This is a genomic window from Sinorhizobium mexicanum, from assembly GCF_013488225.1.
Taxonomy (GTDB): Bacteria; Pseudomonadota; Alphaproteobacteria; order Rhizobiales; family Rhizobiaceae; genus Sinorhizobium; species Sinorhizobium mexicanum.
In genome coordinates this window covers 489812-513402 of record NZ_CP041238.1, presented here as the reverse complement: position 1 = coordinate 513402, position 23591 = coordinate 489812, and the positions used below count along the sequence as shown (strand labels likewise).

18 protein-coding genes are annotated in these 23591 nt (G+C 62.5%); 6 read left to right on the top strand and 12 right to left on the bottom strand.

The genetic code is table 11. The annotated features are described in order from the left end of the window. Positions 1 to 81 precede the first annotated feature (81 nt). From FKV68_RS02395 to mutS, 4 genes are all read right to left on the bottom strand, one after another. Positions 82 to 474 (bottom strand): VOC family protein, encoded by a 393-nt coding sequence (locus tag FKV68_RS02395; protein ID WP_180939956.1) that lies wholly within the window; start codon positions 472 to 474, stop codon positions 82 to 84. Further along, on the bottom strand, positions 471 to 2081 hold the full coding sequence (gene murJ / locus FKV68_RS02390; protein ID WP_180939955.1) for a murein biosynthesis integral membrane protein MurJ: 1611 nt from the start codon (positions 2079 to 2081) through the stop codon (positions 471 to 473). Before murJ ends, FKV68_RS02395 begins: the two co-directional genes overlap by 4 nt. Next, entirely contained in the window at positions 2078 to 4927 is a 2850-nt protein-coding gene (locus FKV68_RS02385) for a [protein-PII] uridylyltransferase (protein WP_180939954.1), read from the bottom strand. Before FKV68_RS02385 ends, murJ begins: the two co-directional genes overlap by 4 nt. Positions 4928 to 5157: 230 nt before the next feature. Continuing rightward, complete coding sequence (gene mutS / locus FKV68_RS02380; protein WP_180939953.1) at positions 5158 to 7905, bottom strand: DNA mismatch repair protein MutS; 2748 nt, start codon at positions 7903 to 7905, stop codon at positions 5158 to 5160. A 102-nt stretch (positions 7906 to 8007) separates the two neighbouring features. Between mutS and FKV68_RS02375 the strand changes: the two genes are divergently transcribed. Further along, positions 8008 to 10293 carry an NADP-dependent malic enzyme gene (locus FKV68_RS02375; protein WP_180939952.1) on the top strand — a complete coding sequence of 762 codons (2286 nt, stop codon included), beginning with the start codon at positions 8008 to 8010 and terminating at the stop codon, positions 10291 to 10293. A 345-nt stretch (positions 10294 to 10638) separates the two neighbouring features. On the opposite strand, the gene olsB is transcribed toward FKV68_RS02375, so the two are convergent. From olsB to FKV68_RS02350, 5 genes are all read right to left on the bottom strand, one after another. After that, complete coding sequence (gene olsB / locus FKV68_RS02370) at positions 10639 to 11526, bottom strand: l-ornithine N(alpha)-acyltransferase (RefSeq protein WP_180939951.1); 888 nt, start codon at positions 11524 to 11526, stop codon at positions 10639 to 10641. Positions 11527 to 11757: 231 nt separating this feature from the next. Further along, a complete protein-coding gene (locus tag FKV68_RS02365; RefSeq protein WP_180939950.1) occupies positions 11758 to 13992 on the bottom strand; it encodes a hybrid sensor histidine kinase/response regulator in 2235 nt (744 codons plus the stop codon). Positions 13993 to 14047: 55 nt separating this feature from the next. After that, a complete protein-coding gene (lspA, locus tag FKV68_RS02360) occupies positions 14048 to 14539 on the bottom strand; it encodes a signal peptidase II (protein WP_180939949.1) in 492 nt (163 codons plus the stop codon). Continuing rightward, the gene (locus FKV68_RS02355) at positions 14536 to 15396 is read right to left on the bottom strand and encodes a TrmH family RNA methyltransferase (protein ID WP_180939948.1); all 861 of its coding nucleotides are present in this window, start codon (positions 15394 to 15396) and stop codon (positions 14536 to 14538) included. The genes lspA and FKV68_RS02355 overlap by 4 nt, the downstream gene beginning before the upstream one ends. Next, positions 15393 to 16535, bottom strand: a complete 1143-nt coding sequence (locus FKV68_RS02350) for a class I SAM-dependent methyltransferase (RefSeq protein ID WP_180939947.1) — start codon at positions 16533 to 16535, stop codon at positions 15393 to 15395. The genes FKV68_RS02355 and FKV68_RS02350 overlap by 4 nt, the downstream gene beginning before the upstream one ends. Positions 16536 to 16730: 195 nt before the next feature. Here FKV68_RS02350 and FKV68_RS02345 point away from each other — a divergent pair, with 195 nt between their 5' ends. Continuing rightward, positions 16731 to 17189, top strand: a complete 459-nt coding sequence (locus FKV68_RS02345; RefSeq protein ID WP_180939946.1) for an SRPBCC family protein — start codon at positions 16731 to 16733, stop codon at positions 17187 to 17189. A gap of 35 nt (positions 17190 to 17224) precedes the next feature. Here the strand turns inward: FKV68_RS02345 and FKV68_RS02340 are convergent, their stop codons facing one another. The 3 genes from FKV68_RS02340 to sppA form a co-directional block, all read right to left on the bottom strand. Next, positions 17225 to 17569, bottom strand: a complete 345-nt coding sequence (locus FKV68_RS02340; RefSeq protein WP_180939945.1) for a DUF1049 domain-containing protein — start codon at positions 17567 to 17569, stop codon at positions 17225 to 17227. A gap of 305 nt (positions 17570 to 17874) precedes the next feature. Next, positions 17875 to 18177, bottom strand: coding sequence for an integration host factor subunit beta (locus tag FKV68_RS02335; RefSeq protein WP_136506735.1), 303 nt, complete (start codon positions 18175 to 18177; stop codon positions 17875 to 17877). Between the two features lie 116 nt (positions 18178 to 18293). Beyond that, positions 18294 to 19253, bottom strand: coding sequence for a signal peptide peptidase SppA (gene sppA, locus FKV68_RS02330; RefSeq protein ID WP_180939944.1), 960 nt, complete (start codon positions 19251 to 19253; stop codon positions 18294 to 18296). 274 nt (positions 19254 to 19527) lie between these two features. On the opposite strand from sppA, the gene lptC reads away from it, so the two are divergent. From lptC to rpoN, 4 genes are all read left to right on the top strand, one after another. After that, positions 19528 to 20196, top strand: a complete 669-nt coding sequence (gene lptC, locus FKV68_RS02325; protein WP_180939943.1) for an LPS export ABC transporter periplasmic protein LptC — start codon at positions 19528 to 19530, stop codon at positions 20194 to 20196. Positions 20197 to 20210: 14 nt separating this feature from the next. Next, positions 20211 to 20774 (top strand): LptA/OstA family protein, encoded by a 564-nt coding sequence (locus tag FKV68_RS02320; protein WP_180939942.1) that lies wholly within the window; start codon positions 20211 to 20213, stop codon positions 20772 to 20774. Between the two features lie 12 nt (positions 20775 to 20786). Next, complete coding sequence (gene lptB, locus FKV68_RS02315) at positions 20787 to 21599, top strand: LPS export ABC transporter ATP-binding protein (RefSeq protein WP_180939941.1); 813 nt, start codon at positions 20787 to 20789, stop codon at positions 21597 to 21599. Between the two features lie 255 nt (positions 21600 to 21854). Then, positions 21855 to 23408, top strand: coding sequence for an RNA polymerase factor sigma-54 (gene rpoN / locus FKV68_RS02310; RefSeq protein WP_180939940.1), 1554 nt, complete (start codon positions 21855 to 21857; stop codon positions 23406 to 23408). The last annotated feature ends 183 nt before the right edge of the window (positions 23409 to 23591 follow it).

Here is a 23591-nt window from a genome sequence, read left to right as displayed (position 1 = left end):
AGGGCCCGTCTCCAGTTGATATCCGCCGCGCTTATGCACGGCAGGCAAAGTGCAATCAAGGGGGTGCGGGCATGCAATGGATCACGACGCCGGTTGCAACAGATCCCAAAGGTTGCCGAACGGGTCAGCAAACACCGCAACGGAACCGTAGGCCTCGTGACGGGGCGCCTCACGGAACTCGACGCCGGCGGCCAGCATCGCGGCGTGATCACGGGCAAAGTCGTCGGTGAACAGGAAGAAACCGACCCGGCCGCCGGTCTGGTTGCCGATCGCGTCCCGCTGCCGTTCACCCTCGGCCTTGGCGACAAGCAAGGCCGTCTCCGTGGCACCTTTCGGCCGAACGAGCACCCAGCGCTTGCCGCTGCCGAGGTCCGTGTCCTCGATCAGATCGAAACCGAGCTTGCCGCAATAGAAGGCGATGCCGTCGTCGTAATTCGGCACGACGATGGTGACGCGCGCGACCGTCTGCTTCATGACGCGTCAGGCTCCTGGCTGGCTGCGGCTTCGGCCGGAGCGCCCGCGGCCTTGCGCTTCAGGTTGCGGCGGATCATGCCGAGGCTCGCGCCGCCGAGGCCGAAGGCGAAGGCGAAATAGATCACCATCGCTGCCGCCACCAACCCGCATAGCGTTACTGCCCGGGTCAAGAGCGGCGCGGCGGAGGAGAGCGGGAACGCCAGCCACTGGATCGCAAAATGCAGCACGGCCGCCATAATCGCCGCCGCAGCGATCAGGCGTGGAATACGGGTCAACAGCGGGATGTCGCGGCCCCAATGGCCACGCCAGACGAGGGTTGCGAACAGCAGTATGGCATTCACCCAACCGGCGACGATCTCCGCCGTTGCAATGCCGCTCGCGGCAAGCGTCGGAAACAGCGTCAAGGCCAGCGACACGTTCACCACCACGGAAATGGCGGCGAAGATCATCGGCGTGCGCGTGTCCTCCCGTGCGAAGAACCCCGGAATGAAGGCCTTGATCAGCACGAAAGCCGGCAGGCCAAGGCCGTAGATCGCCAGGATATGGCCGACCACGACGGTCGATTCCGGTGAAAACTTGCCGCGCTCGAAGAGCAGCCGGACGATCGGTTCCGACATGACCAGCAGCGCGGCGGCGGCCGGCAGCGTCAGGAACAGCGTGAATTCGACGGAGCGGTTCTGCAGGTTCGACGCTTCGTTGAGATTTCCGGCGCGCAACGCCCGTGCCAGTTCAGGCAGCAGCACGGTCGCAACCGCGATACCGACGACACCGAGCGGAAGTTGGTAGATACGGTCGGCATAGACGAGCGACGACACGGCACCCGACTTTGCCGAGGCGATATTGGTGTTGATAAGGAGGTTGATCTGGGTGATGCCGCCGGTGATCGCCGCCGGCAACGCCAGCACCAGGAGCCGCCTGACATTCGCCGTCAGCCGCGGGCGGCGAAGCCCTATCCGGATTCCAGCACTGCGCACGGCGAACCAGACGATCGCGAGCTGTACGAGCCCGGCAGCCAGGACGCCCCAGGAAAGGCCGTAGCCGACCGCAATCGCGTCCTGGCGGTCATACCAGGCATAGGCAAGAACGCCGATCAGGATGACGTTCAGAAACACCGGCGCGATCGCCGCGGCGAAGTAGCGGTGCAGCGAGTTCAGCATGCCGGCCATCATCGCCGCCAGTGACATGCAGGCGAGATAGGGGAACATGATCGTCGCGAAGGTGACAGTGCTTGCGAACTTCGCCGGATCATTGGCAAAGCCCGGGGCTATCAGCTCCCGCACGATGAACGGCATCGCCAGTTCCATGGCGATCGTCAGAAACAGGAGGACGGTGAAGAGCACACCGAAAACCTCTTCCGAAAAGCGACGCGCGCCGTCCATGCCGCGGGCTTCGATCTCCCTGGCAAAGAGTGGCACGAAGGCGGAGTTGAAAGCGCCCTCGGCAAAAAGCCGGCGGAAGGTATTGGGCAGGCGGAAGGCGGTGTTGAAGGCGTCGGCGACCGGCCCGGTGCCGAGCGCCGCCGCCATGAAGGTTTCGCGGATGAAGCCGAAGATGCGGCTTCCGAGCGTCGCGCCGCCGACGGTTGCAAATTTCTTGACCAGACTCATGTTTCGGCTTTTGTCGTTTTGGAGGCGTGCGAGGCACGCGGCGCGGGGGCCGGCGCGATGATGCCGGAGGGCATGCGGTCACGGACTTCGTCGACCTCGCCCGCCAGCACAGCCTTGAGGCGCGCCGCGATGTGTGTCTGCCGGTTCTCGCTGGTGATCTTCGACCCGACCAGATCGGTCACGTAGAAGGTGTCGATCACCTTCTCGCCGAACGTGGTGATATGGGCCGAGGCGATATCGAGCGAGAGGTCGGAAAGCACCGCCGTCACCTCGGAGAGGAGGCCGGGCCGGTCGAGGCCCTCGACCTCGATCACGGTGAACTTGTTCGACAGCGTGTTGCTGATCGTCACTTCCGGCGTGACCGTGAAGGCCTTGCTGCGCTTCTTCACCCGCGTGCGGCTGGCGATAACTTCGGGCAGCCGCTTGCGGCCGGACAGCACATCCTCGATCAGCTTGCCGATGCTCGCCGCCCGGCGCATCTCGTCCTCGTCGACCGGAAATTCCCGATTGACGAGAATCGTGTCCAGCGCCCGTCCATCGGACGTCGTGAAGATCTGGGCGTCGACGATGTTGGCGCCCGCCGCAGCGCAGGCCCCCGCAATGACCGTCAGCAGGCGCGGATGGTCCGGGGAAAGCACGGTGATTTCGGTGATGGCATGGAACTGGTGCGTGCGCACCATGGTCGCAAGTGTCTTGCCGGCCCGGTCCGCATCGCGAATGAACTCCGCGTGCCGAACCTGATCCTCGAGCGCCACCGAAAGAAGATAGGGCTGATAATGCAGCCGCACATAGGCCTCGCGGTCCGCTTCGGACCAATCGGTCAGCGCCTCCCCCAGCATGTGGGCCGCATGTTTTGCCCGCTCCTTTCGCGACAATTCCGAGAAGCCGCCGGAGAGCAGAAGCTCGGTCTCGTAGTAGAGCGTGCGCAGCAATTGCCCCTTCCAGCCGTTCCACACACCCGGCCCCACCGCGCGGATGTCACAGACAGTCAGGATGAGCAGCATTTTCAGGCGATCGAGCGACTGCACGCGTTCGGCGAAATCGACGATGGTCTTGCGATCGTTGAGGTCGCGGGTTTGTGCCACCAGCGACATGGTGAGATGCTCCTCGACCAGCCAGACAACCGTTTCGGTCTGTTTCGGCGAAAGCCCTAAACGCGGGCAGAGCTTGCGGGCCACCTTGGCGCCGGCGACCGAGTGGTCCTCCGGTCGGCCCTTGGCAATGTCGTGCAGCAGCACGGCGACATAGAGGGCCTCGCGATCCTCGATGCCTGGCATCAGCGTGGCCGAGAGCGGATGCGCCTCCTCCTCGATGCCGCGCTCGACTCGCGAGAGAATATCGACCGTGCGCAGCAGATGCTCATCCACCGTATAGTGATGATACATGTTGAACTGCATCATCGACACGATCTTGCCGAAATCCGGGATGAAGCGCCCGAGGACGCCGGACTCGTTCATGCGCCTCAGGATCAGTTCCGGATTGCGCCGCGATGTCAGGATCGACAGGAACAGCCTGTTGGCTTCTTCGTCTTCACGCAGTTGCGGCGTGATCAGGCTCAGCGAGCGGGTTACCTGCTTCAGCGCGGCCGGATGGAACTCGAGGTCGTTGATGTCGGCGACGTGAAAGAGCCGCAGAAGGTTTACCGGATCGCGCTTGAAGACATCGGGGCTCGACAGCGTGATGCGTCCGCCGTCGTCGACGAAATCAAGCGTGCCGGCGATCTTGCGGGTGCGATGCTTGAAGCGACTGATCACCCCGGAAATCCCCGGTGCGTCCTTCGCCTGCTGGTCCTCGAGCGCGGCGCAGAAGATGCGCGTCAGATCACCCACGTCCTTGGCGACGAGGAAATAGTGCTTCATGAAGCGCTCGACCGCCGAGAGGCCGGGATGATCGTGATAGCCAAGCGCCTCGGCGATTTCGCGCTGTATGTCGAAGGACAGCCGTTCTTCTGCCTTGCCCGTCAGGAAATGCATGTGGCAACGCACGGCCCAAAGGAAATCCGCCGATTTCTGGAAAAGCTTGTATTCCTGTCGCGACAGAACGCCGTGCTTGACGAGATCGGCCGAGTCCTTGACCCGGTAGAAATACTTGGCGATCCAGAACAGCGTGTGCAGATCGCGAAGCCCGCCCTTGCCCTCCTTGATATTCGGCTCGACAAGATAGCGTGTGTCGCCCGCCTTGCGATGGCGCTGATCGCGCTCGGCAAGCTTGGCGGCGATGAAATCGGGGCCGGTATTGCGGACGATCTCGTGGTCGAACCGCGTTTCGAGTTCGTTCGCCAGCACCTCGGAGCCGCAGATGTAGCGGCATTCGAGGATCGCCGTGCGAATTGTCATGTCGGCACGTGACAGCCGGATGCATTCCTCGATCGTGCGCGTCGCATGACCGACCTTGAAGCCCAAGTCCCAGAGGATATAGAGCATGAACTCGATCGCCGGCTCGGCCCAGACCGCTTTCTTCGCTGGCAACAGGAACAGGAGGTCGATGTCCGACCCCGGCGCAAGCGTTCCGCGGCCGTAGCCGCCGACGGCCGTCACCGCTATGCGAGACGCCTCCGGCGCCTTCGCCGCGTCGAAAACCTCGTTCAGCACGAAATCATGCAGAAGGGTGATCAGCTGGTCCTGGAGCCAGGAGATGCGTTCGGCGCATTTGATCCCGGCCCCGTCGACGGCCAGCAACTCGCGCGCCTTGGCGCGACCCGCAAGATTGGCCTGCTTGAACGCTGCGAGCAGCGCCTGGCGCATCGGCTCTCGCTGCTCCGCATGAGCAGAGGCTATGAAGCTCAATTTCGCGCGCAGCGCCGCAACATCTAGAATCTCGGGAAAGGAAGGTTCGTGTCTGGCCATGAAGTGCCGAGGGGCGTCCTGTCCGACTGGTTGGGTATTCCGCTGCATCTGCCAGCGCTCCTGCATGTCGCCGTGGACCGGCCGGAAACATGCAGCATTTCAAAATGCCACGTCCTTTGTGCCTGTGCGCCTCGAAAGACACGCGGCGCTGTATAGCCTTTCTATCTGGCAAATGACAGGAAAAATCCGCTTGGCATGCAAGAGCCGATCGATGCCGCTTCAAGGGAAGGTCAGCGGGCGCCCAGCTGTTTCTTCAGCGAATAGAGTGCGTCGAGGGCGTCGCGCGGCGTCATGTCGTCAGGATTGAGCGCCTTCAGCGCCTCCTCGACCTTCGAAGGGCCGACCCTCGTTGCCGCTTCCTCGCGCCGTATCGCCACCTGGAAAAGCGGCAGGTCGTCGATCAGCTGGCTCGCCGGGTTTTTGCGATCGGCGTCCTCGAGCTTGGCAAGCACGTCCTTCGCCCGCGCGACGACCGACGCCGGCAGGCCGGCAAGCCGTGCGACCTGGATCCCGTAGGAGCGGTCGGCGGCACCGGGACCGACCTCGTGCAGAAAGATCACGTCACCGTCCCATTCCTTGACCCGCATCGTCGCGTTCGAGAGACGGCCGAGCTTTTCGGAAAGCACCGTCAGCTCGTGGAAATGGGTGGCGAATAGCCCGCGGCATCGATTGACCTCGTGCAGGTGCTCGACCGCAGCCCAGGCAATCGACAGGCCGTCGAAGGTCGCGGTGCCGCGGCCGATCTCGTCGAGGATCACCAGCGAGCGGTCCGTCGCCTGGTTGAGGATCGCTGCGGTTTCGACCATCTCGACCATGAAAGTCGAACGGCCGCGCGCAAGATCGTCGGACGCGCCGACGCGGGAAAAGAGCCGGTCGACGATGCCGATATGCGCTGCCGCCGCCGGCACGAACGACCCCATCTGCGCCATGATCGCGATCAGCGCGTTCTGCCGCAGGAAGGTCGATTTACCGCCCATATTGGGGCCCGTCAGCAGCCAGATCGCCCCGCCGTCGTGACCGTCCGGTGGCGACAGGTCGCAGCCGTTGGCAACGAAGGCGTTGGCTGCCTGACGTCGGAGCGCCTGCTCGACGACAGGATGGCGCCCGCCGTCGATCGTAAACATCCGCGAGCGATCGACCGCTGGGCGTGCATAGTTCTGCTCTTCGGCAAGGACGGCCAGGCCAGTCGACACATCGAGCGTCGCGAGCGCCAGCGCCGCCGCCTTGATCGCATCGGCATCGGCAACGACCTCGCCCGCCATCGCCTCGAACGCTTCGAGTTCGATCGCAAGGGCGCGGTCGGCCGCATTGGCTATCTTGGTTTCGAGGTCGGCGAGTTCGGTCGTCGTGAACCGCATGGCATTCGCCATCGTCTGGCGGTGAATGAAGCGCGCGCGCCCGGCGTCCGTGTCGGTCATCGCGCCGGCATTTCCCGCCGTCACCTCGATGAAATAACCAAGCACATTGTTGTGCTTGATCTTCAGCGATTTGATCCCGGTCTCTTCGCAATATTGCAGTTGCAGGCCGGCGATCACCCGACGCGACTGGTCACGCAGTGCTCGCATCTCGTCAAGTTCGCCATGCGCTCCCTCGCGCACGAAGCCGCCGTCGCGCTTCAACAGCGGGAGTTCTTCGGCGAGCATCGACTCGAGTCTCGCCAGCAAGGCCTCCGGCAACGCCTTGATCGCGGCATGCGCCTCGGTCAGTTCCGTCGACAGGCTGCCGCGCGACAACAGCGCCGATATCGCTGCTGCCGCCCGAAGCCCGGCCTGGATTGCACCGAGATCACGTGGGCCGCCGCGGCCGAGCGCCAACCGAGACAACGCGCGCGGCATGTCCGGCGCTCGTCGCAAGGCGTCGCGCAGGTCCGTCGCAAAACTCGGCTGGTCGGCAAGAACCTCGATCGAATCGAGCCGGGCGTTGATCCGATCGGGATCGGTCAGCGGCGACATCAGCCGCTCCGCGAGAAGCCGTGCGCCGCCGCTCGTCACCGTTCGGTCGAGGGCTCTCAGCAACGTTCCCTCGCGGGCACCGGAGAGCGTCTTGACCAGTTCGAGGTTGGCGCGGGTCGCCGGATCGATGAAGAGCGTCGAAGCGACGCTTTCCCGCTCCGGAATCCCCAGCGCCGGGCGCTCGGCAAGCTGGGTCTTCTCCACATAGGAGATCGCCGCCGAGGCCGCCGCGAGCTCGGCGCGCGAAAAGCTGCCGAAGCCGTCGAGCGTCTTCACGCCGTAATAGCGCGATATACGGCCTTCGGCCGTCGCACTGTCGAAGAGCACCGCCGGCTGCGGCACAGCGACCCGGCCGAGCACGTCGAAAACCGGCCGGAGTTCCGGATCGTGAAAGACGGTATCCGGCAGGATCAGCTCCCGCGGCTCGATGCGCAGAATATCGGCAAGCAAGCGGCCCTCGGCCGTTTCGGCAAGGCGGAAGATGCCCGTCGATATGTCGATCCAGGCGAGCGCATAGGCCGGTTCCGAGCCGCTGCGGATACGAGCAAGCGCCATCAGGTAGTTCGATTCTGCCGGCGAAAGCAGCTTGTCCTCGGTGATCGTTCCCGGCGTCACCAGCCGGACAACGTCCCGGCGCACGACCGACTTGCTGCCGCGCTTCTTCGCTTCGGCCGGATCCTCAACCTGCTCGCAGACGGCGACCCGGAAACCGAGGGCGATCAGCTTCTGCAGATAGTCGTCTGCCGCGTGAACCGGCACGCCGCACATCGGGATCTCCTGGCCCAGGTGCTGGCCGCGCTTCGTCAGCGTGATCCCGAGCGCGCGCGAGGCTTCGACCGCATCCTGGAAGAACAGCTCATAGAAGTCGCCCATCCGGTAGAACAACAGCGAATCCGGATTGTTCGCCTTGATCTCGATGTACTGCTCCATCATCGGAGTCGCGGTCGAGCGGCTCTCCTCGCTTGCCAGATCGGACACGGAAAGGACATCGCCCGTGCGGCTCGATGGGTCGGTCACGAAATTCATGATTGTTCCAAAAAAAGAGATGTCACACTATCCGCAAGCATTTATAGACGACAATAACAAAGAGGCTGACCTCGACGGTCGCCCACAGGAGGTTGAGGGAATATGCCGGGCATCGACAAGACCGACCGTACGATGACGAGCGTCACCGCCCAGGAAGCGCTCGATTTTCACTCACAGGGTCGACCCGGAAAGCTGGAAATTGCCCCGACAAAGGCGATGGCGACCCAGCGCGACCTGTCGCTCGCCTACTCGCCCGGCGTCGCCGTGCCCGTGAAGGCTATCGCCGAAGACCCGGCAACCGCCTATGACTACACGACGCGCGGCAACATGGTTGCAGTGATTTCCAATGGCACGGCGATCCTCGGCCTCGGCAATCTCGGTGCGCTTGCCTCGAAGCCGGTCATGGAGGGCAAATCCGTCCTGTTCAAGCGGTTTGCCGATGTCGATTCGATCGACCTCGAAGTCGACACCGAGAATGTCGACGAATTCGTCAACTGCGTGCGCTTTCTCGGCCCGTCTTTCGGGGGCATCAACCTCGAGGACATCAAGGCGCCGGACTGTTTCATCATCGAGCAGCGGCTGCGCGAGGTCATGGACATTCCCGTATTCCATGACGACCAGCATGGCACCGCGATCATCGCCGCTGCCGGGCTCATCAACGCACTGGCGCTCACCGGGCGTGACTTCAAGACGACCAGGCTCGTCTGCAACGGCGCGGGCGCCGCGGCCATCGCCTGCATCGAGCTCATCAAGGCGATGGGTTTCAACGGGGAAAACGTCATTCTCTGCGATACCAAGGGCGTGATCCACACGGGCCGCACGGACGGGATGAACCAGTGGAAATCGGCCCACGCGGTCGATACCGACCGCCGGACGCTCGCCGAGGCGCTGGAGGGCGCTGACGTGTTCTTCGGACTGTCGGCGAAGGGCGCGCTTTCGACGGAAATGGTGCTCTCCATGGCGCCGAAACCGATCATCTTCGCCATGGCCAATCCGGATCCCGAAATCACGCCCGAGGAAGTCGCCCGCATCCGCGACGATGCGATCGTCGCGACCGGCCGCTCCGACTACCCGAACCAGGTCAACAACGTTCTCGGCTTTCCCTATATCTTCCGCGGCGCCCTCGACGTGCGCGCCTCGACAATCAACGACGCCATGAAGATAGCCGCTGCGGAAGCCCTTGCGAGCCTTGCGAAGGAGGACGTGCCGGACGACGTCGCCGCCGCCTATCAGGGCAACCGGCCGCGCTTCGGACCGCAATACATCATCCCGGTTCCCTTCGATCCGCGCCTCATCTCGGCGATCCCGATTGCGGTCGCCAAGGCCGCGATGGAAACGGGCGTCGCGCGCAAGCCGATCGAGGATCTTAGCGCCTATGGGCAGCAGCTCTCGGCGCGGCGCGACCCGATCGCCTCGACGCTGCAGCGCATCTTCGAGCGCGTCCGCCGCCAGCCGAAGCGCATCGTCTTTGCCGAAGGCGAGGAAGTGCAGATGATGCGCTCCGCGATCGCCTATGCCAACCAGGCGCTCGGCACGGCCATCCTGCTCGGGCGCGAGGAGCAGATGCGCGAAACCGCCGAGCGAGAAGGCATCGACCTCAACCGCGCCGGCATCCAGATCGTCAACGCACGCCTGTCCAAGCGCGTCGGCGCGTATACCGATTTCCTCTACGCCCGGCTCCAGCGCAAGGGTTACCTTTTCCGCGACGTGCAGCGGCTGATCAACAACGACCGCAACCACTTCGCCGCCTGCATGGTGGCGCTCGGCGACGCCGACGGCATGGTGACGGGCCTGACGCGCAATTATTCGACGGCGCTCGACGACGTGCGCCGCTGCATCGACGCCAAGCCCGGCCACCGGGTCATCGGCGTGTCGATCGCGCTCTGCCGCGGCCGCACGGTCCTCGTCGCCGACACCGCGGTCCATGACATGCCGACGGCCGAGGAACTGGCCGACATCGCCGAGGAGGCCGCCGGTCTTGCCAAGCGCCTTGGCTATGTGCCGCGCGTCGCGATGCTCGCCTATTCGACCTTCGGCCATCCCTCGGGCGAACGCTCCGAGCGGGTGCGCGAGGCGGTAAAGATCCTCGACAAGCGCCGCGTCGATTTCGAATACGACGGCGAAATGGCGGCCGACGTGGCGCTCAATGCCCGGGTCATGGAGCAGTATCCGTTCTGCCGGCTTTCCGGCACCGCCAACGTCTTGGTCATGCCGGCGTTCCACTCCGCCTCGATCTCGACCAAGATGCTCCAGGAACTCGGCGGTTCGACCGTCATCGGCCCGCTGCTCGTCGGCCTCGACAAGTCGGTGCAGATCGCATCCATGTCGGCAAAGGATTCGGATATCGTCAACATGGCTGCAATCGCCGCCTACAATGCCGGGACCTGACGCGCGATAGACAGTGCATCATTTCGAGACAGTTGCTGTTTCACCCGCAAACATTGCTTGGCGGACCGTGCAGCAATGGCACACAGAGTCCTAATAAAACAAGAGCCCACTTCTCCGGCAAAGGAAGTGGGCTCAATACGTTATGGCAGATCCATCTCTTAGGTTATAAAAATGAGAGGAAATTGACTGCAATATACGCGCCCCCAGACGCACTGCAAATCTTTCCCTTTATTTTTTACATTCCTTCGTCATGAAATCCAGATCGACCATGGAAATACACTTTGATCTTCCAATAATGAAAGTCAAACACATCCTTAACAACTGGTTAATACTGCAGCCTGCCGATCAGGAGACGGCCGAAGAAAACCGTCCGGCGTCCGCGCCGTAGTAGTTGAGGTAGCGACCGGAAATATTGCTGATCGGCAATACGATCAGCACGTCGGTCGTGCAGAAAACATGATCGACGACAGCGCCATCGCCGACCATCGCGCCGAGCCGCATGTAGCCCTTGATCAGCGGCGGAAGAGCAGAAAGCGCCTTCTTGGGGTTGATCGCTTCCGAGGGCATCAGGTCCATGGTCCGATGAAGCTCCGGCCGGGCGGAAACCGCCCACTCACCCTGGGCAAGAACATTGTGGTGCAGGAAGGAGAGGGCCAATGCGTGCTCTTCCGGCACGACGCCCGGGAACGAGCCGCATCCGAACATCGCGTCGACGCCATGTTTCAGCGCGTAGGCCCAATTTCCCTGCCAGAGCAGTTCGACGGTTCGCTTCGTCCGATAGTCCGGCAGCACGCAGGAGCGGCCGAGTTCCATGAAGCGCTTGCCCGGATGGCGGGCAAGCAGTTCGGCGATCGCAAATTCCGAAGCCGAGTAGAAGCCGCCGGCCCGCTCTGCCACATCCTGCCGCAACAGCCTATATGTGCCGACGATCTGGTCTTCCGGGTCGCCTTCAATCGACGTGTCGAGAACCAGCAGATGATCGCAAATCGAATCCCAGCTGTCGACGTCGCGCTTGCGCCGCTCGGCATCCGGCCCCACCTGCGCCTTCATCTCCTCGACGAAGACCTTGTAGCGTACCGCCTGTGCAGCATCGACCTCGGCGGCGGAGCGGGCAAGCCGCGTCTCGAGATTGGCGATCCGCCCGAGAACCTCGGTTGCCGGGGTCGCAATCGTCTTGCGGATCGCATGTGAGGTGTCAATCACGTTCGTCGAATCCAGAAGTTCGATCGTCATCCGTGTTATCCCGAATCGCCTGTGTGCCTGCCGGGCTTAAACCACGTTTGTGCTACAACATAGTGACACCAAGGCCGCTTACAACCCCAACCATCGCGGGGATAGTCGGCGCGCCGGATCCTACAGCACCACGCACCTTATCAGCTGCGCAAAGGGGACTGTAGCATTTTGAATTGCGACATGTTTTGATCCCTAAATCGGCTGCGATTTAACGACACATGCAGTCGCTCTTCAGGCTTCGAGAAGGCGTGCAATTTCTGCCGTGAGGCGCCCGGGTTCCGGCGGCTTCGCCAACACCGAGTCCGCGCCTGCTGCGCGCAGCAGCTCATGCAGGTCGCCGCGAGTATCCGACGTCAAGACAATAACGGGCAAGCGGCGGCGGTTTCCGGTCGCTTCCTGCTCGCGCAGGCGCTTCAGCATCGCCAGGCCATCGCCACCTGGCATGTTGAGATCGGTGAGGATCAGGCGTGGCCTCTTGCGCAAGGCTTCGTCAGGATCGTGCAACGCGCGATCCAGGCTGGTGAAATCGCCAACGTGGCGGACCCGAAAGCCTGCCCGCCGAAGAATCGTCCGCAAGATCAGCGCATTGACCGGATCGTCCTCGGCAAGGAGAATATCGTGATCGTCCTGTTCGCCCGCCTCACCCGGCGGCAACGCCTCCCGGAGGATCGGGCGGTTGTCGTTGAACGCGTCCCGCTTCTCGATGCCCTTCAGCCGCCCGAGCAGAACCGCCACCAGCGACCTTTCGCGCAAGGGGCGGATAAGCCATGCCTCATAGCCGTCGATCTGGTTCACCGGATGAGCGGTGCGCTCCTCCGGGTTGATAAGGTAGGTCCGGCGCAGTTTGAGGCTGGCGATTTCCGGTCGTAGCGCAAGGAGGCGGCGGAACTGCTCCGAATGGCGATGATCGACGATGACGTCGGTCAGCGGCAAGTCGTTCGAAAGAACGGCGGCGATGATCGCGTCGGCGGCGGCGAGCGTCGGTGCGCGATGACAGACGCCGCCAAGGGACGTAATGGTCGCGGCGAGCGCGTTCGAGACCGGCCCATCGGGACCCAACGCCAGCACATGTGCGCCAGATAGCACGCCATCTCGTGCCGAGGCCGAAGGGCTCCCGATCAACGGAAAGCGGACCTCGAACCGGCTTCCATGACCGGAGGCGCTTGAAGCGGTCAGGTTGCCGCCGAAGGCCTCCATGATCCTGCGTGAAATCGCCAGGCCCAGGCCGGTACCCTTGGCGCGCTGACTATCGTCCCCGGCCTGCTCGAATTCCTCGAAGACGCGTCCGAGTTCATCGCCCGACATACCGGGGCCGGTGTCGTCGATCCGGATTCTGACGCCGCCATCGGCAATGTCGGCGGCAACGAGGACGCCACCGGTCTCCGTGAATTTCACGGCATTGCCAATCACGTTGAAGAGCACCTGCCTGAGACGTGCAGCATCGAACACCATCCCCGCCGGCACGTCGGCTGCAACGGTGGCGGCTATCTCGATGCCTTTCTCGTGCGCGCGGTGCGCGAGCATCTCCACCACGCTCTCGATGACGAGGCGCAGGTCCTGCTGCGAGGGACGCAACTGAAACCGCCCGGCCGAAAGCGAGGAAAAGTCGATCAAGTCTTCGACCAGTTGAACCAATGCGTGGCCGGACTGCTGCATGCCGGCGAGGTAGTTTTTCTGCTCGGCCGACAGCCGGGTCTGGCCGAGCAGGTGACTCATGCCGAGAATACCGGAGAGTGGCGTGCGGACCTCATGGCTGACGGTAGCAAGAAGGCGCGACTTCGCTCGGCTTGCCTCCTCGGCGCGGCGGCGGGCTTCCTCCCGTTCGCGCGCGGCCCGCGCCTCCTCGGTCACGTCGCGGGCGATGCTGTGACGCATCAGCCTGCCGGTCGCCGGCTCGCGGGCGATCACGTCATGCCAGTCGTAAAGGCGGATTCCCCTCGGCGTTGAGATCCGCGCGAGATAGTGGTTTGGCTCGGGCTTCGGTTCGAAGCTCAGGCCTATCGCGGCGCAGGTCAGTCCGCACACGTCGACGCGGGCACAGACTTCGTGAAGAACGGTGTTGGCGTAGACGATCTGACCGTCCATGGTGCGCACGACGGCAAGATCGCCAAGTCCGTCATGAATGGTCGAAAGCAGGGCCGAGGTTTCAAACCACTGCCAGTCTTCGTCAGAGGCGGTTTCACGTAGCGTTCCCCTTCGCCCGCCGCCCGTCTCGATGCCGTCGGCGAGAAGCAGGAAGGCCCCGGCAAGGCCGCCCGCAGCGATAATTGCGGAAATCAGGGGAAGGCCGTTCGCCGCGCCCGCCGCAAAGAGGATCACTGCGGCGGCGATGCCTGCGACGGCTAAGGCGGCACGCGCCGGCCAATAGCCTCCGGCGGCAGCCGCCAACGGTGCGGCCCGGCCGGCACGGGCTCCCGTGCCGAAACCGGGCTCGATCCGCCGCTGCAGTCGTGACGCTTCGCTCATGCCACCGACGTAGCATGAGAAGCCTTCCGAATGCCTTCAGGCGGTTTTTAAAGTTTTAGCGATCGCGCCTTTTCGCCAGCAGCAGTTCGTCGAGGATGATCGCACCTGCGCCGACCGTGATGAAGCTGTCCGCGAGGTTGAAAACCGCGAAGGACCAATTGGCCGTGTGAAACAGGATATAGTCGATGACGTAGCCGAAGAGCAGCCGGTCGACGAGGTTGCCGAGCGCACCGGCGATGATCATCGCATAGCCGAAGTGAGCGAAGAACCGGTCTTTCGGCGTGCGGCGCCAGAGCCAGAGCACGAAGCCGACGACGGCCAGACGCATGCCGACGATGAACCAGTCTTCCATCCCCGAAAGCATGGAGAAGGCCACGCCGTAGTTGTAGGTCCGGTAGAGGGCGAGCATGGGGATGACGGCGACCGCCTGCTGAAAGGGCAGGAATGCCTCGACCAGATATTTGATGATCTGGTCGGCGACGAGCGCCAGCAGAATGAAGACCGTGATCGGCAGCGGCCTCGAAAACAGAACCTGCCGCTCGCTCATGCGCCGGCATCCAGCGACAAAAGGTGGCGGCGCGCTTCGAATAGCATGATCCCGGTGGCGATCGCGAGATTGAGCGAATCCGCCCGGCCCGTCTGCGGGATGCGGGCAAGCGCCCCCGCTTCGCGGGCAAGCTCCTCGGGCAGGCCCGCCTGTTCGTTGCCCATCAGGAGCACGACCGGCTTCGACTTGTAGTCGATGGTCCGGTAGTCGACCGCGCCTGCCAGATGCGTTGCCACGACCCGGACGCCGGCCGCCTTTTGCCACTTGACGAATTCTTCCGCGCTGGCACGCGCGACGGGCATGGCAAAGACGGAGCCCATCGTTGCCCTGACCGTCTCGAGCGAGAAGGGATCGGTGGTCTCGCCGACAAGGATGATGCCGGAGGCGCCGGCCGCATCAGCCGTCCGGATGATCGTGCCGAGATTGCCGGGATCGCGAACGCGGTCGAGCGCCACATAGGTCTCGCCCTCCTCGGGTCGAATGTCCTTCAGCGCGCGATAACGCTGTTCGAAGATGCCGACCACCATCTGCGGATTATCGCGCCGGGTGATCGTCGAGAGCACCTTCTCGCTGACCTCAAGCACCAGACCTCCCTTGGCGACCGTCTTGGCCGCCACCTGTTCGACCTGCGGCTTGCCCTTTGCCGCCTTGGCATAGACGAGGGTCTTGATCCTCCAGCCGAGATCGAGCGCATCGATCACCAGCTTCAGACCCTCCGCCATGAAGGAACGCGTCTCGTCGCGATGCTTCTTCTGCGCAAGCGAGCGGATGTCCTTGATGATCGGATTGGTGAGGCTGGTGATCTCCTTCACATGGCCGACGCGCGGCGTGCCGTGATCGCTTCTGTCAGTGTTCATTTGGGTACCCAGCGGCTGAAGAGGGAAGTGGAAAGCGCCCGCCCCGGCTCCTTGCCGTCGAGACCGCCCTCGCGGATGATGAGCTCTCCGGATTCGACCCGACCGCCCCGTCCGCGCATCGTTTCGCGCATCAGCTCGTGGATCGAATAGAAGCTCGCGCGGATGGAATAGGCCGTCAGGACGAGCCCGCGCGCCTCGGGCGACAGGATTTCGCGGCAGATGTCCAGCATTGCCGCCAGATGGTCGAAGAGCTGCCAAACCTGGCCGTTCGGGCCACGGCCGAACTTGGGCGGATCGGTCAGGATGATGTCATAGCGGCTGCCGCGCCGTTCTTCGCGCTGGATGAATTTCATCGCATCGTCGCAGATCCAGCGGATCGGCAGTTTTTCGGCGCGCGCCAGCGTCTGGTTTTCGCGCGCCCAGCCGATCGCCTTCTTGGATGCGTCGACATGCGTCACCTCGGCGCCCGCCTTGGCGGCAATCAGAGAGGCGACGCCGGTGTAACCGAAGAGATTGAGAACCTTGAGCGGCCGCCCGGCCGTCGCAACCTGGTCCTTCACCCAGGACCAATGCGCAAGCTGCTCCGGGAAAACGCCGACATGGCGAAACGAGGTAAAGCGGCCGAGAAAATCCGTATCGAGGAGCTGCATCGGCCAGGTTTCGCCCAGCACCTCCCGCGGGAAACGCCAGCGCCCCATACCGTCTTCGTCGGTATCGCCCGTAAACACGGCATCGGCCTTCTCCCAGATCGTGGCCGGCAGTGCCTTCGGCCAAAGCGCCTGCGCTTCAGGGCGGACGATGCGATAGGGGCCGTATTGTTCGAGCTTCTCGCCGTCGCCGCTGTCGATCAGATGGTAGCCTGCGGTCGCCGCCGTCTCGAGGATGAGCGGCACGGTCTCGCCCGGCTTGTCGCCAGTTCTTTGCCGGACGGGATGGGTCGGGAGCGCCTCCTGGGCGGATCGCTGCCGCTCGCCTTTCTCCGGCGCAGCTTTTGCGGGCGGTCCACCGCTCCTGCCCTTGAAGCCGGCCCCCTTCAGGGGCGGATGCTTTTGCTCGTGGCGGCCGCCCCGCGCCTCAGCGCCCCGGCCTTTCGCCGCCGTGACCGAGGCGTTCTTCGACCGCCGATCTTTTTCTTTCACGCGCTGATCCTTGGACTTCAATCAAACCATTCGGCGTATCCACTCGTGAACCGAGGCCGCAGCCAGCCGGCCCTTCACACCCTCCTTCGGGAGGACGACACGTTTAAACCGTGCAAATAGCACTGCCGATGCTCTTGGCAAAGCCGTTTCCGATTTGCCAAGATCGAAGGCTGGAGCAGGACGGGAGGAACAGGCATGGACATGACGGGCGAAGAACGCATCGCGGCGCGGCGCGACGCCGTTTGGCAATACTTGAATGATCCGGAAATCCTGAAGCGATGCATTCCGGGCTGCCAGTCGCTCGAAATGAAATCGCCAACGGAGCTGACGGCCGTGGTCAAGGTGAAGATCGGACCCGTTTCTGCGACCTTCAATGGCACCGTCGTGCTTTCCAACCTCAATCCGCCTCAGAGCTATACGATATCGGGCGAAGGCAAGGGCGGCATCGCCGGTTTTGCCAAGGGTGGCGCAGATGTCACGCTTGTCGAGGAGGGCGATGAGACGGTGCTGCGCTATGACGTCAAGGCCGAGGTCGGCGGCAAAATCGCCCAGCTCGGGTCGCGCCTGATCGATTCGACATCGAAGAAGCTGGCGCAACAATTCTTTGCGGATTTCAACCTGGCAGTCAGCGGGTCGGCGGAAGCGGCAAGCTAGACAAGCCGGCCACGCGCAATACGAAACACGATGGATCAGTTCTGCGGCGCAGGCAGTGTTGTCTGCGATGCCAGCTTTTCGGCCTGGCTGCGGTGCTTTTCCGCCTCACGATGCCACTTCAGTGCCTCGCTCGCCTCGTTGCGGGCACGGCGACGGTATTTTCCCTGGCTGAGCCAGGTCACCCCGGCTCCGAGAATCAGCCCGACGATGACGGCGAGAAACAGGAACACAAAAAATGGAGCCGAAACGGAAAGCACGCTGTCGGCCGGATTGAAAGGATTGAACGCCAGGGTCACCGCCTGACGATTGGCAACGCTCAGTACGATAAGGATGATCCCCAGGGGCACGAGCACAACGATATTGATCAGTTTCTTGAGCATGCATTCGCTCCGGCTGTTGCATCGGCCCGAAACCCGCGATGATTTTCGCAAGGCACGACGCCCACGTTCAAGGATTTGGAGCCTTTCTCGTGCGCCGGAAAGACTACACCCGCTCCATCGATCCGAAATTATCGCGATCTAGAGCGCCGTGCGTTCAAGTGAACGCACAGGACGCTCTAGCACTTTGATTCTAGAGCATCTTATCCGCTTTCAGTGAGTCCACTTGAAAGCGGATCGCTCTAGAGCACGGTGCGTTCTGTGAACGCAAAGAACACTCCAGCGCTTTCATTTGAAAGCGAGACGATCTAGTCGTCGTCGTTGCCGTTCATGCCGGGATTGAGCCGCTCGCGCAGTTCCTTGCCGGTCTTGAAGAAGGGCACCCATTTCTCCTCGACGAAGACGGAGTCGCCCGTGCGCGGATTGCGACCCGAGCGCGACGGCCTGTTCTTGACCGAGAATGCGCCGAAGCCGCGCAACTCGACACGATTTCCTGCCGCCAGTGCATCCGTGATCTCATCAAGAACCGCATTGACGATATTTTCGACGTCGCGGTGGTAGAGATGCGGATTGCGTGCGGCCACAATCTGCACCAGTTCTGATTTGATCACTGTCGCCCCCTTGGTTTTTTGCTTTTTCTGTCTGTTTCGTGGCTTCAACAGGCGCCACAACGCTCGCTCTGAGCCAAACGAGCCTCCGGCTCAGGACAACATATGGCGCCGTCTCCCTATTGTCCCTCAACCTGCCAAACCGAAAGAAGACCGTCAAGAAACAACTTCTCGCCGCCGATTTTTTCGAGTCCCTTCATCGCCGGAAAAGCGTCATATCCCAAAGCCTTGATCCACTCGGAGACGGCGCCGCCGAGGCCGAAAGGCAATGTTCCGCGCGGCCCCTCCCAGTCCACCACCGGTAGGCCCTTCGGGACGTTGCGGCTGGCGAGGAAGGCCCTGATCTCGTCGTCGCCGCCGAGTGTGTCGACGAGCCTGTCCTTCAGCGCCTGCCGCCCGGTGAAGATGCGGCCATCGGCAAGGGCGAGCGCGTCCGGCCGCGGGATCTTGCGTCGCTCGGCCACCAGGTCGACGAACCAGCCGTAGCTGTCGTCGATCATCGCCTGGATCATCGCCCTCGCCTCGTCGCTCGGCGGGTGGAAGGGAGAAGGTTCGGCCTTGAGAGGTCGCGATTTTATCGACTCGAGCGACACACCGAGCTTGTCCATCAGGGCCTTGACCTGCGGGTACTGGAAGATCACACCGATCGAGCCGGTGATGGACGTCTCTCCGGCGACGATGTGGTCACCGGCAAGCGCGATCATGTATCCGGCCGAAGCGGCGAGCGTGCGGACATCCGAGACGACCGGTTTCTTCGCGGCGACCTTGCGGATCGCCTTGTAGATGACCTCGCCGCCATAGGTCGTGCCGCCCGGCGACGAGATGGTCACGATGAGCGCCTTGACTGAATCGTTGTCGGCGATGCGTTCCAGCCGCTCGACCAGCTCCCGGTCGTCCTGGATCAGGCCAGAGACGGCAACGCGCGCAACGTGGTGGCGCGCGCGCCCGGTCACCTCGCTCCAGCCCGAGAAGGCATACAGCACGAGGCCCACGCCCACGAGGATTACGGCAGCGGCCCAACGCCAGAAGCTCAGCTTGCGACGCAGGCTGCGACGATCGGCTATGGCAAGTTCGTCCATGGGTCTCTCCCGTTTTCTTGGCTCGAGTTTTCCTGGCTCGAGGTTCTGTCAGTTTCCGACGGAACATGCTATCTGCGCGAGCCGCGGCAAATTAGATAGCGGCGGTTGATGGCCGTTAAAAGCCGCAACCGTTTTTTTCGCAGCCTTTCAAAGTTTTTGTCGCTCCATTGTCGGACGGCAAGAAAATAACCATATTCGCCGTGACTTACACCGTTGTATGTAAATGCGGATGCTCCTGATCCGCCGAGACTCAAGGGAACTGACAGGCCTCTCCATGCTGAACGAAGCACGCTTCCCCGGAATCTTTGCCGATTCTGGCGCGAGTTCCTCCGATGCCTACGCTTCGGCGGCGCGGCACTCCGCGCGGGTGAGACGCCTCAAGGTCATATTACCGCTTGTCGCCAGCGTGATCGCCATGATCTTCGTGGCCGTCTCCTTCGTGCGCGCCTTCCTGCCGGAAGAGCTGCAACTCGAGACGGCAACGATCGAGAACGGCAAGATCGTCATGCAGAATCCTGCGATTTCCGGTCGCAACAAGCAGGACATCAGCTATTCCATGAAAGCGCAGCGTGCGTTGCAGGACATCGCCAACCCGGACCTCATCACGCTCGAAACCATTCACGCCGAGATGCCGGTGAACGACACGTTGATCGCCACGGTGGATGCGGCAAGCGGCATTTACGATCGCGGCGCCAACACGCTCGATATGAACGCACCGTTCACCATTTCCATGAATAATGGCGTCAACGCCGATTTTCAGTCGGCCTATCTGGACATCAATGCCGGCGAGATGGAAACGAAGCGCCCGATCGCGATCAGTATGAACGGCGGTTCGATCATTGCGCAGACGCTGCGAATGACAGATAAGGGACGTATTGTAACATTTGAGGGCATGGTGAAGGTCAATGTCGACCCGAGCGCCATCCGCAAGAACGCAAAATAGGACCTGGTGCACCCATGTCGGTCAAACCTGCTGTTTTTTTTAGAATTTCAACCAGTCTCGCGGTTGTCGGGCTCGGTGCGTTGATGATTGTTACCAGCGCTTCGGCACAGGCCACCTCCAGCCGGATGAGAGGCCTTCAGCTTTCGAACGACAAACCGATCCAGATCGAGAGCGACAAGCTTGAGATCAAGGATCCCGAGAGCAAGGCGATCTTCACCGGCAACGTGAAGGTCGTCCAAGGCACGACCACGCTGCAAGCGGGCAGCATGACCGTCTTTTACAAGACGACCGAGGGCGCCACGGTGTCGAGCGGCAACGCCGATATCGACCGGATCGAAGTCAGCAACCGCGTGTTCCTCAATTCCGGAACCCAGCAGGCGACCGCCGACAGCGGCTCGTTCAACCTTACTGAGCAGACGCTCGTCCTCAAGGGCGATAAGGTCGTGCTTTCCGAAGGCAAGAACGTTTTCGTCGGCTGCCAGCTCAACGTCCAGATGGACACCGGGCAAGCCCAGCTCGAGGCCTGCGGCGGCCGCGTGCAGATTCAACTTGACCCGCAGTCCCGCAAGCAGAACTGACGTAGACCGCTCGTGCAGATTCCTTTTCTTCACAAACGCAAACGGGTCAAAAAGCCGTCGGCGGGCCTCAGCGCCGTTCATGCGGTCGACAAGGCACGCTACGACGGCACGCTGATCGCCCGCGGCTTGACGAAATCCTATCGGTCGCGCTGCGTCGTCAACGGGGTCTCGCTCGTCGTGCGCCGCGGCGAGGCCGTCGGACTGCTCGGTCCGAACGGCGCCGGCAAGACCACCTGCTTCTACATGATTACCGGCCTGGTGCCGGTCGACGAGGGCTCGATCGAGATCAACGGCAACGACGTCACGACGATGCCGATGTACCGCCGAGCCCGTCTCGGCGTCGGCTATCTGCCGCAGGAAGCCTCGATCTTCCGCGGCCTGACCGTCGAGGAGAACATCCGCGCAGTGCTGGAGATCCACGACAAGAACTTCGACCGACGCGAAAGCAAGCTCAACGATCTGCTCGGCGAATTTTCGATCACGCACCTACGCAAATCGCCAGCCATCGCGCTGTCGGGCGGCGAGCGTCGACGCCTGGAAATCGCACGGGCGCTTGCCACCGATCCGACCTTCATGCTGCTCGACGAGCCCTTCGCAGGCGTCGATCCGATCTCGGTCGCCGACATCCAGGCACTCGTGCGACACCTGACCTCGCGCGGCATTGGCGTGCTCATTACCGACCACAATGTCCGCGAAACCCTCGGTCTCATTGACCGGGCCTATATCATCCATGCCGGAGAGGTTCTGACGCACGGCCGCGCCAACGACATCGTCACCAATCCGGATGTCCGCCGCCTCTATCTCGGCGATAATTTCAGCCTGTAGGCAACATTGCGGGCGAATCCGCTGCTTCCGCCCGCAACTGCGCTTGACCAAAACTCCTTGATAAGCAATTTTTGGGCCAACTACAGCGCCGCGCGTCTTATCAGACGCGCAAACGACGCTGTCGCACTTTGAGGTGCTGCATGGTTTTGTCCTTAAATCGGCTAGGATTTAAGCAACCATGCAGCAATGAAAGGCCTGTCGAGGACCACCTGCGGACACGGCCTTCGGAGATCGTGACGGGGGTTACGCGTCAGCATGGCTTTGTCCGCCAGCCTATATCTGCGCCAGTCTCAGTCGCTGGTGATGACGCCGCAGCTGATGCAGTCGATCCAGCTGCTTCAGATGACGCATCTGGAACTCAATCAGTTCATAGCCCAGGAAGTCGAAAAAAACCCGCTGCTCGAATTTCAAACAGGCGACGAGGCGATCACGACCCAGGACCGCTCCACGCAAGAGGATCCGGCGCCCACTTCTGGCGCGGCGGATGAGGTTGTCGGCCCGGGTGACCTTTACGACAGTGCGACATCAAGCCCGGGCGAGAGGCTCAGTGAACAGCTCGACGCCGATTTCGCCAATGTCTTCCCGGACGACACGCCACCGCAACGCCCCGATGCACCGGAGCTGCTTGGTCAATGGAAGTCGATGCCCGGCGGCGGCGAAGGTGGCGGCAGCGAGGAATACGACCTCGACGATTTCGTCGCCAGCCGCAAAACCTTGCGGGACGCGCTCCTGGAACAACTCCCGTTCGCATTGACCGCCCCCGGTGACCGGCTTATCGCACAGCACCTCATCGACCAGCTCGACGAGGCGGGGTACCTGCACGCAGACCTCGCCGATACGGCGGCCAGGCTCGGCGCGACCGGCGAAGATGTGATGCGCGTGCTTCTCAGCCTGCAGCAATTCGACCCCCCGGGCGTCTTTGCACGCACGCTCAGCGAATGCCTTGCCATCCAGTTGCGCGCACGCGATCGTCTCGATCCGGCGATGGAGGCGTTGATCGACAATCTCGAACTCCTGGCACGCCGCGACTTCGCAAGCCTCAAGAAGATTTGCGGTGTCGACGAGGAAGATCTCGTCGACATGCTCGCCGAAATCCGCAAGCTCGATCCGAAGCCCGGCACCAGCTTCGAAACGAGCGTCACGGAGGCGATCGTTCCGGACGTTATCGTGCGTGCCGGATCCGATGGCAGCTGGCTGGTCGAGCTCAATCCCGACGCCCTGCCCCGGGTTCTCGTCAACCACGATTATTTTGCCGAGATTTCGCGCGGGACCCGGAAGAACAGCGCCGACCAGGCCTTCCTCAGTGATTGCCTGCAAAACGCCAACTGGCTGACGCGCAGTCTCGACCAGCGGGCCCGCACGATCATGAAGGTGGCGAGCGAGATCGTCCGCCAGCAGGATGGCTTCCTCGTCAACGGCGTCGATCATCTCCGCCCGCTCAATCTCAGAATGGTGGCTGACGCGATCAAGATGCATGAATCGACGGTCAGCCGCGTCACCTCGAACAAGTACATGCTGACACCGCGCGGGCTTTTCGAACTGAAATACTTCTTCACCGTCTCGATCGGCTCGGCCGAGAACGGCGACGCCCACTCGGCGGAATCCGTCCGTCACCGCATCCGCACCATGATCCAGCAGGAAAGCGCAGCTGCGGTGCTCTCCGACGACGACATCGTCGATCTTCTCAAGCAGGCAGGCGTCGACATAGCCCGACGCACCGTGGCCAAATATCGCGAGGCGATGAATATCCCCTCCTCGGTCCAGCGGCGCCGCGAAAAGCGAGCGCTTGCCAAGGCGGGCGGCTTCTAGAGCTAGAGCGCGGTGCGTTCAAATGAGCGCACAAAGGACGCTCTAGCACCCTGATGCTAAAGCATCTCATCGGCTTTCGGTGATCCACTTGAAAGCGGGATGCCCCAGGCGCGCGTTCTGACCGCAAATGCGGATTTTTTGCGACCCGCAATTGACTCCCTGCGACACAAGCGATATGAGCGC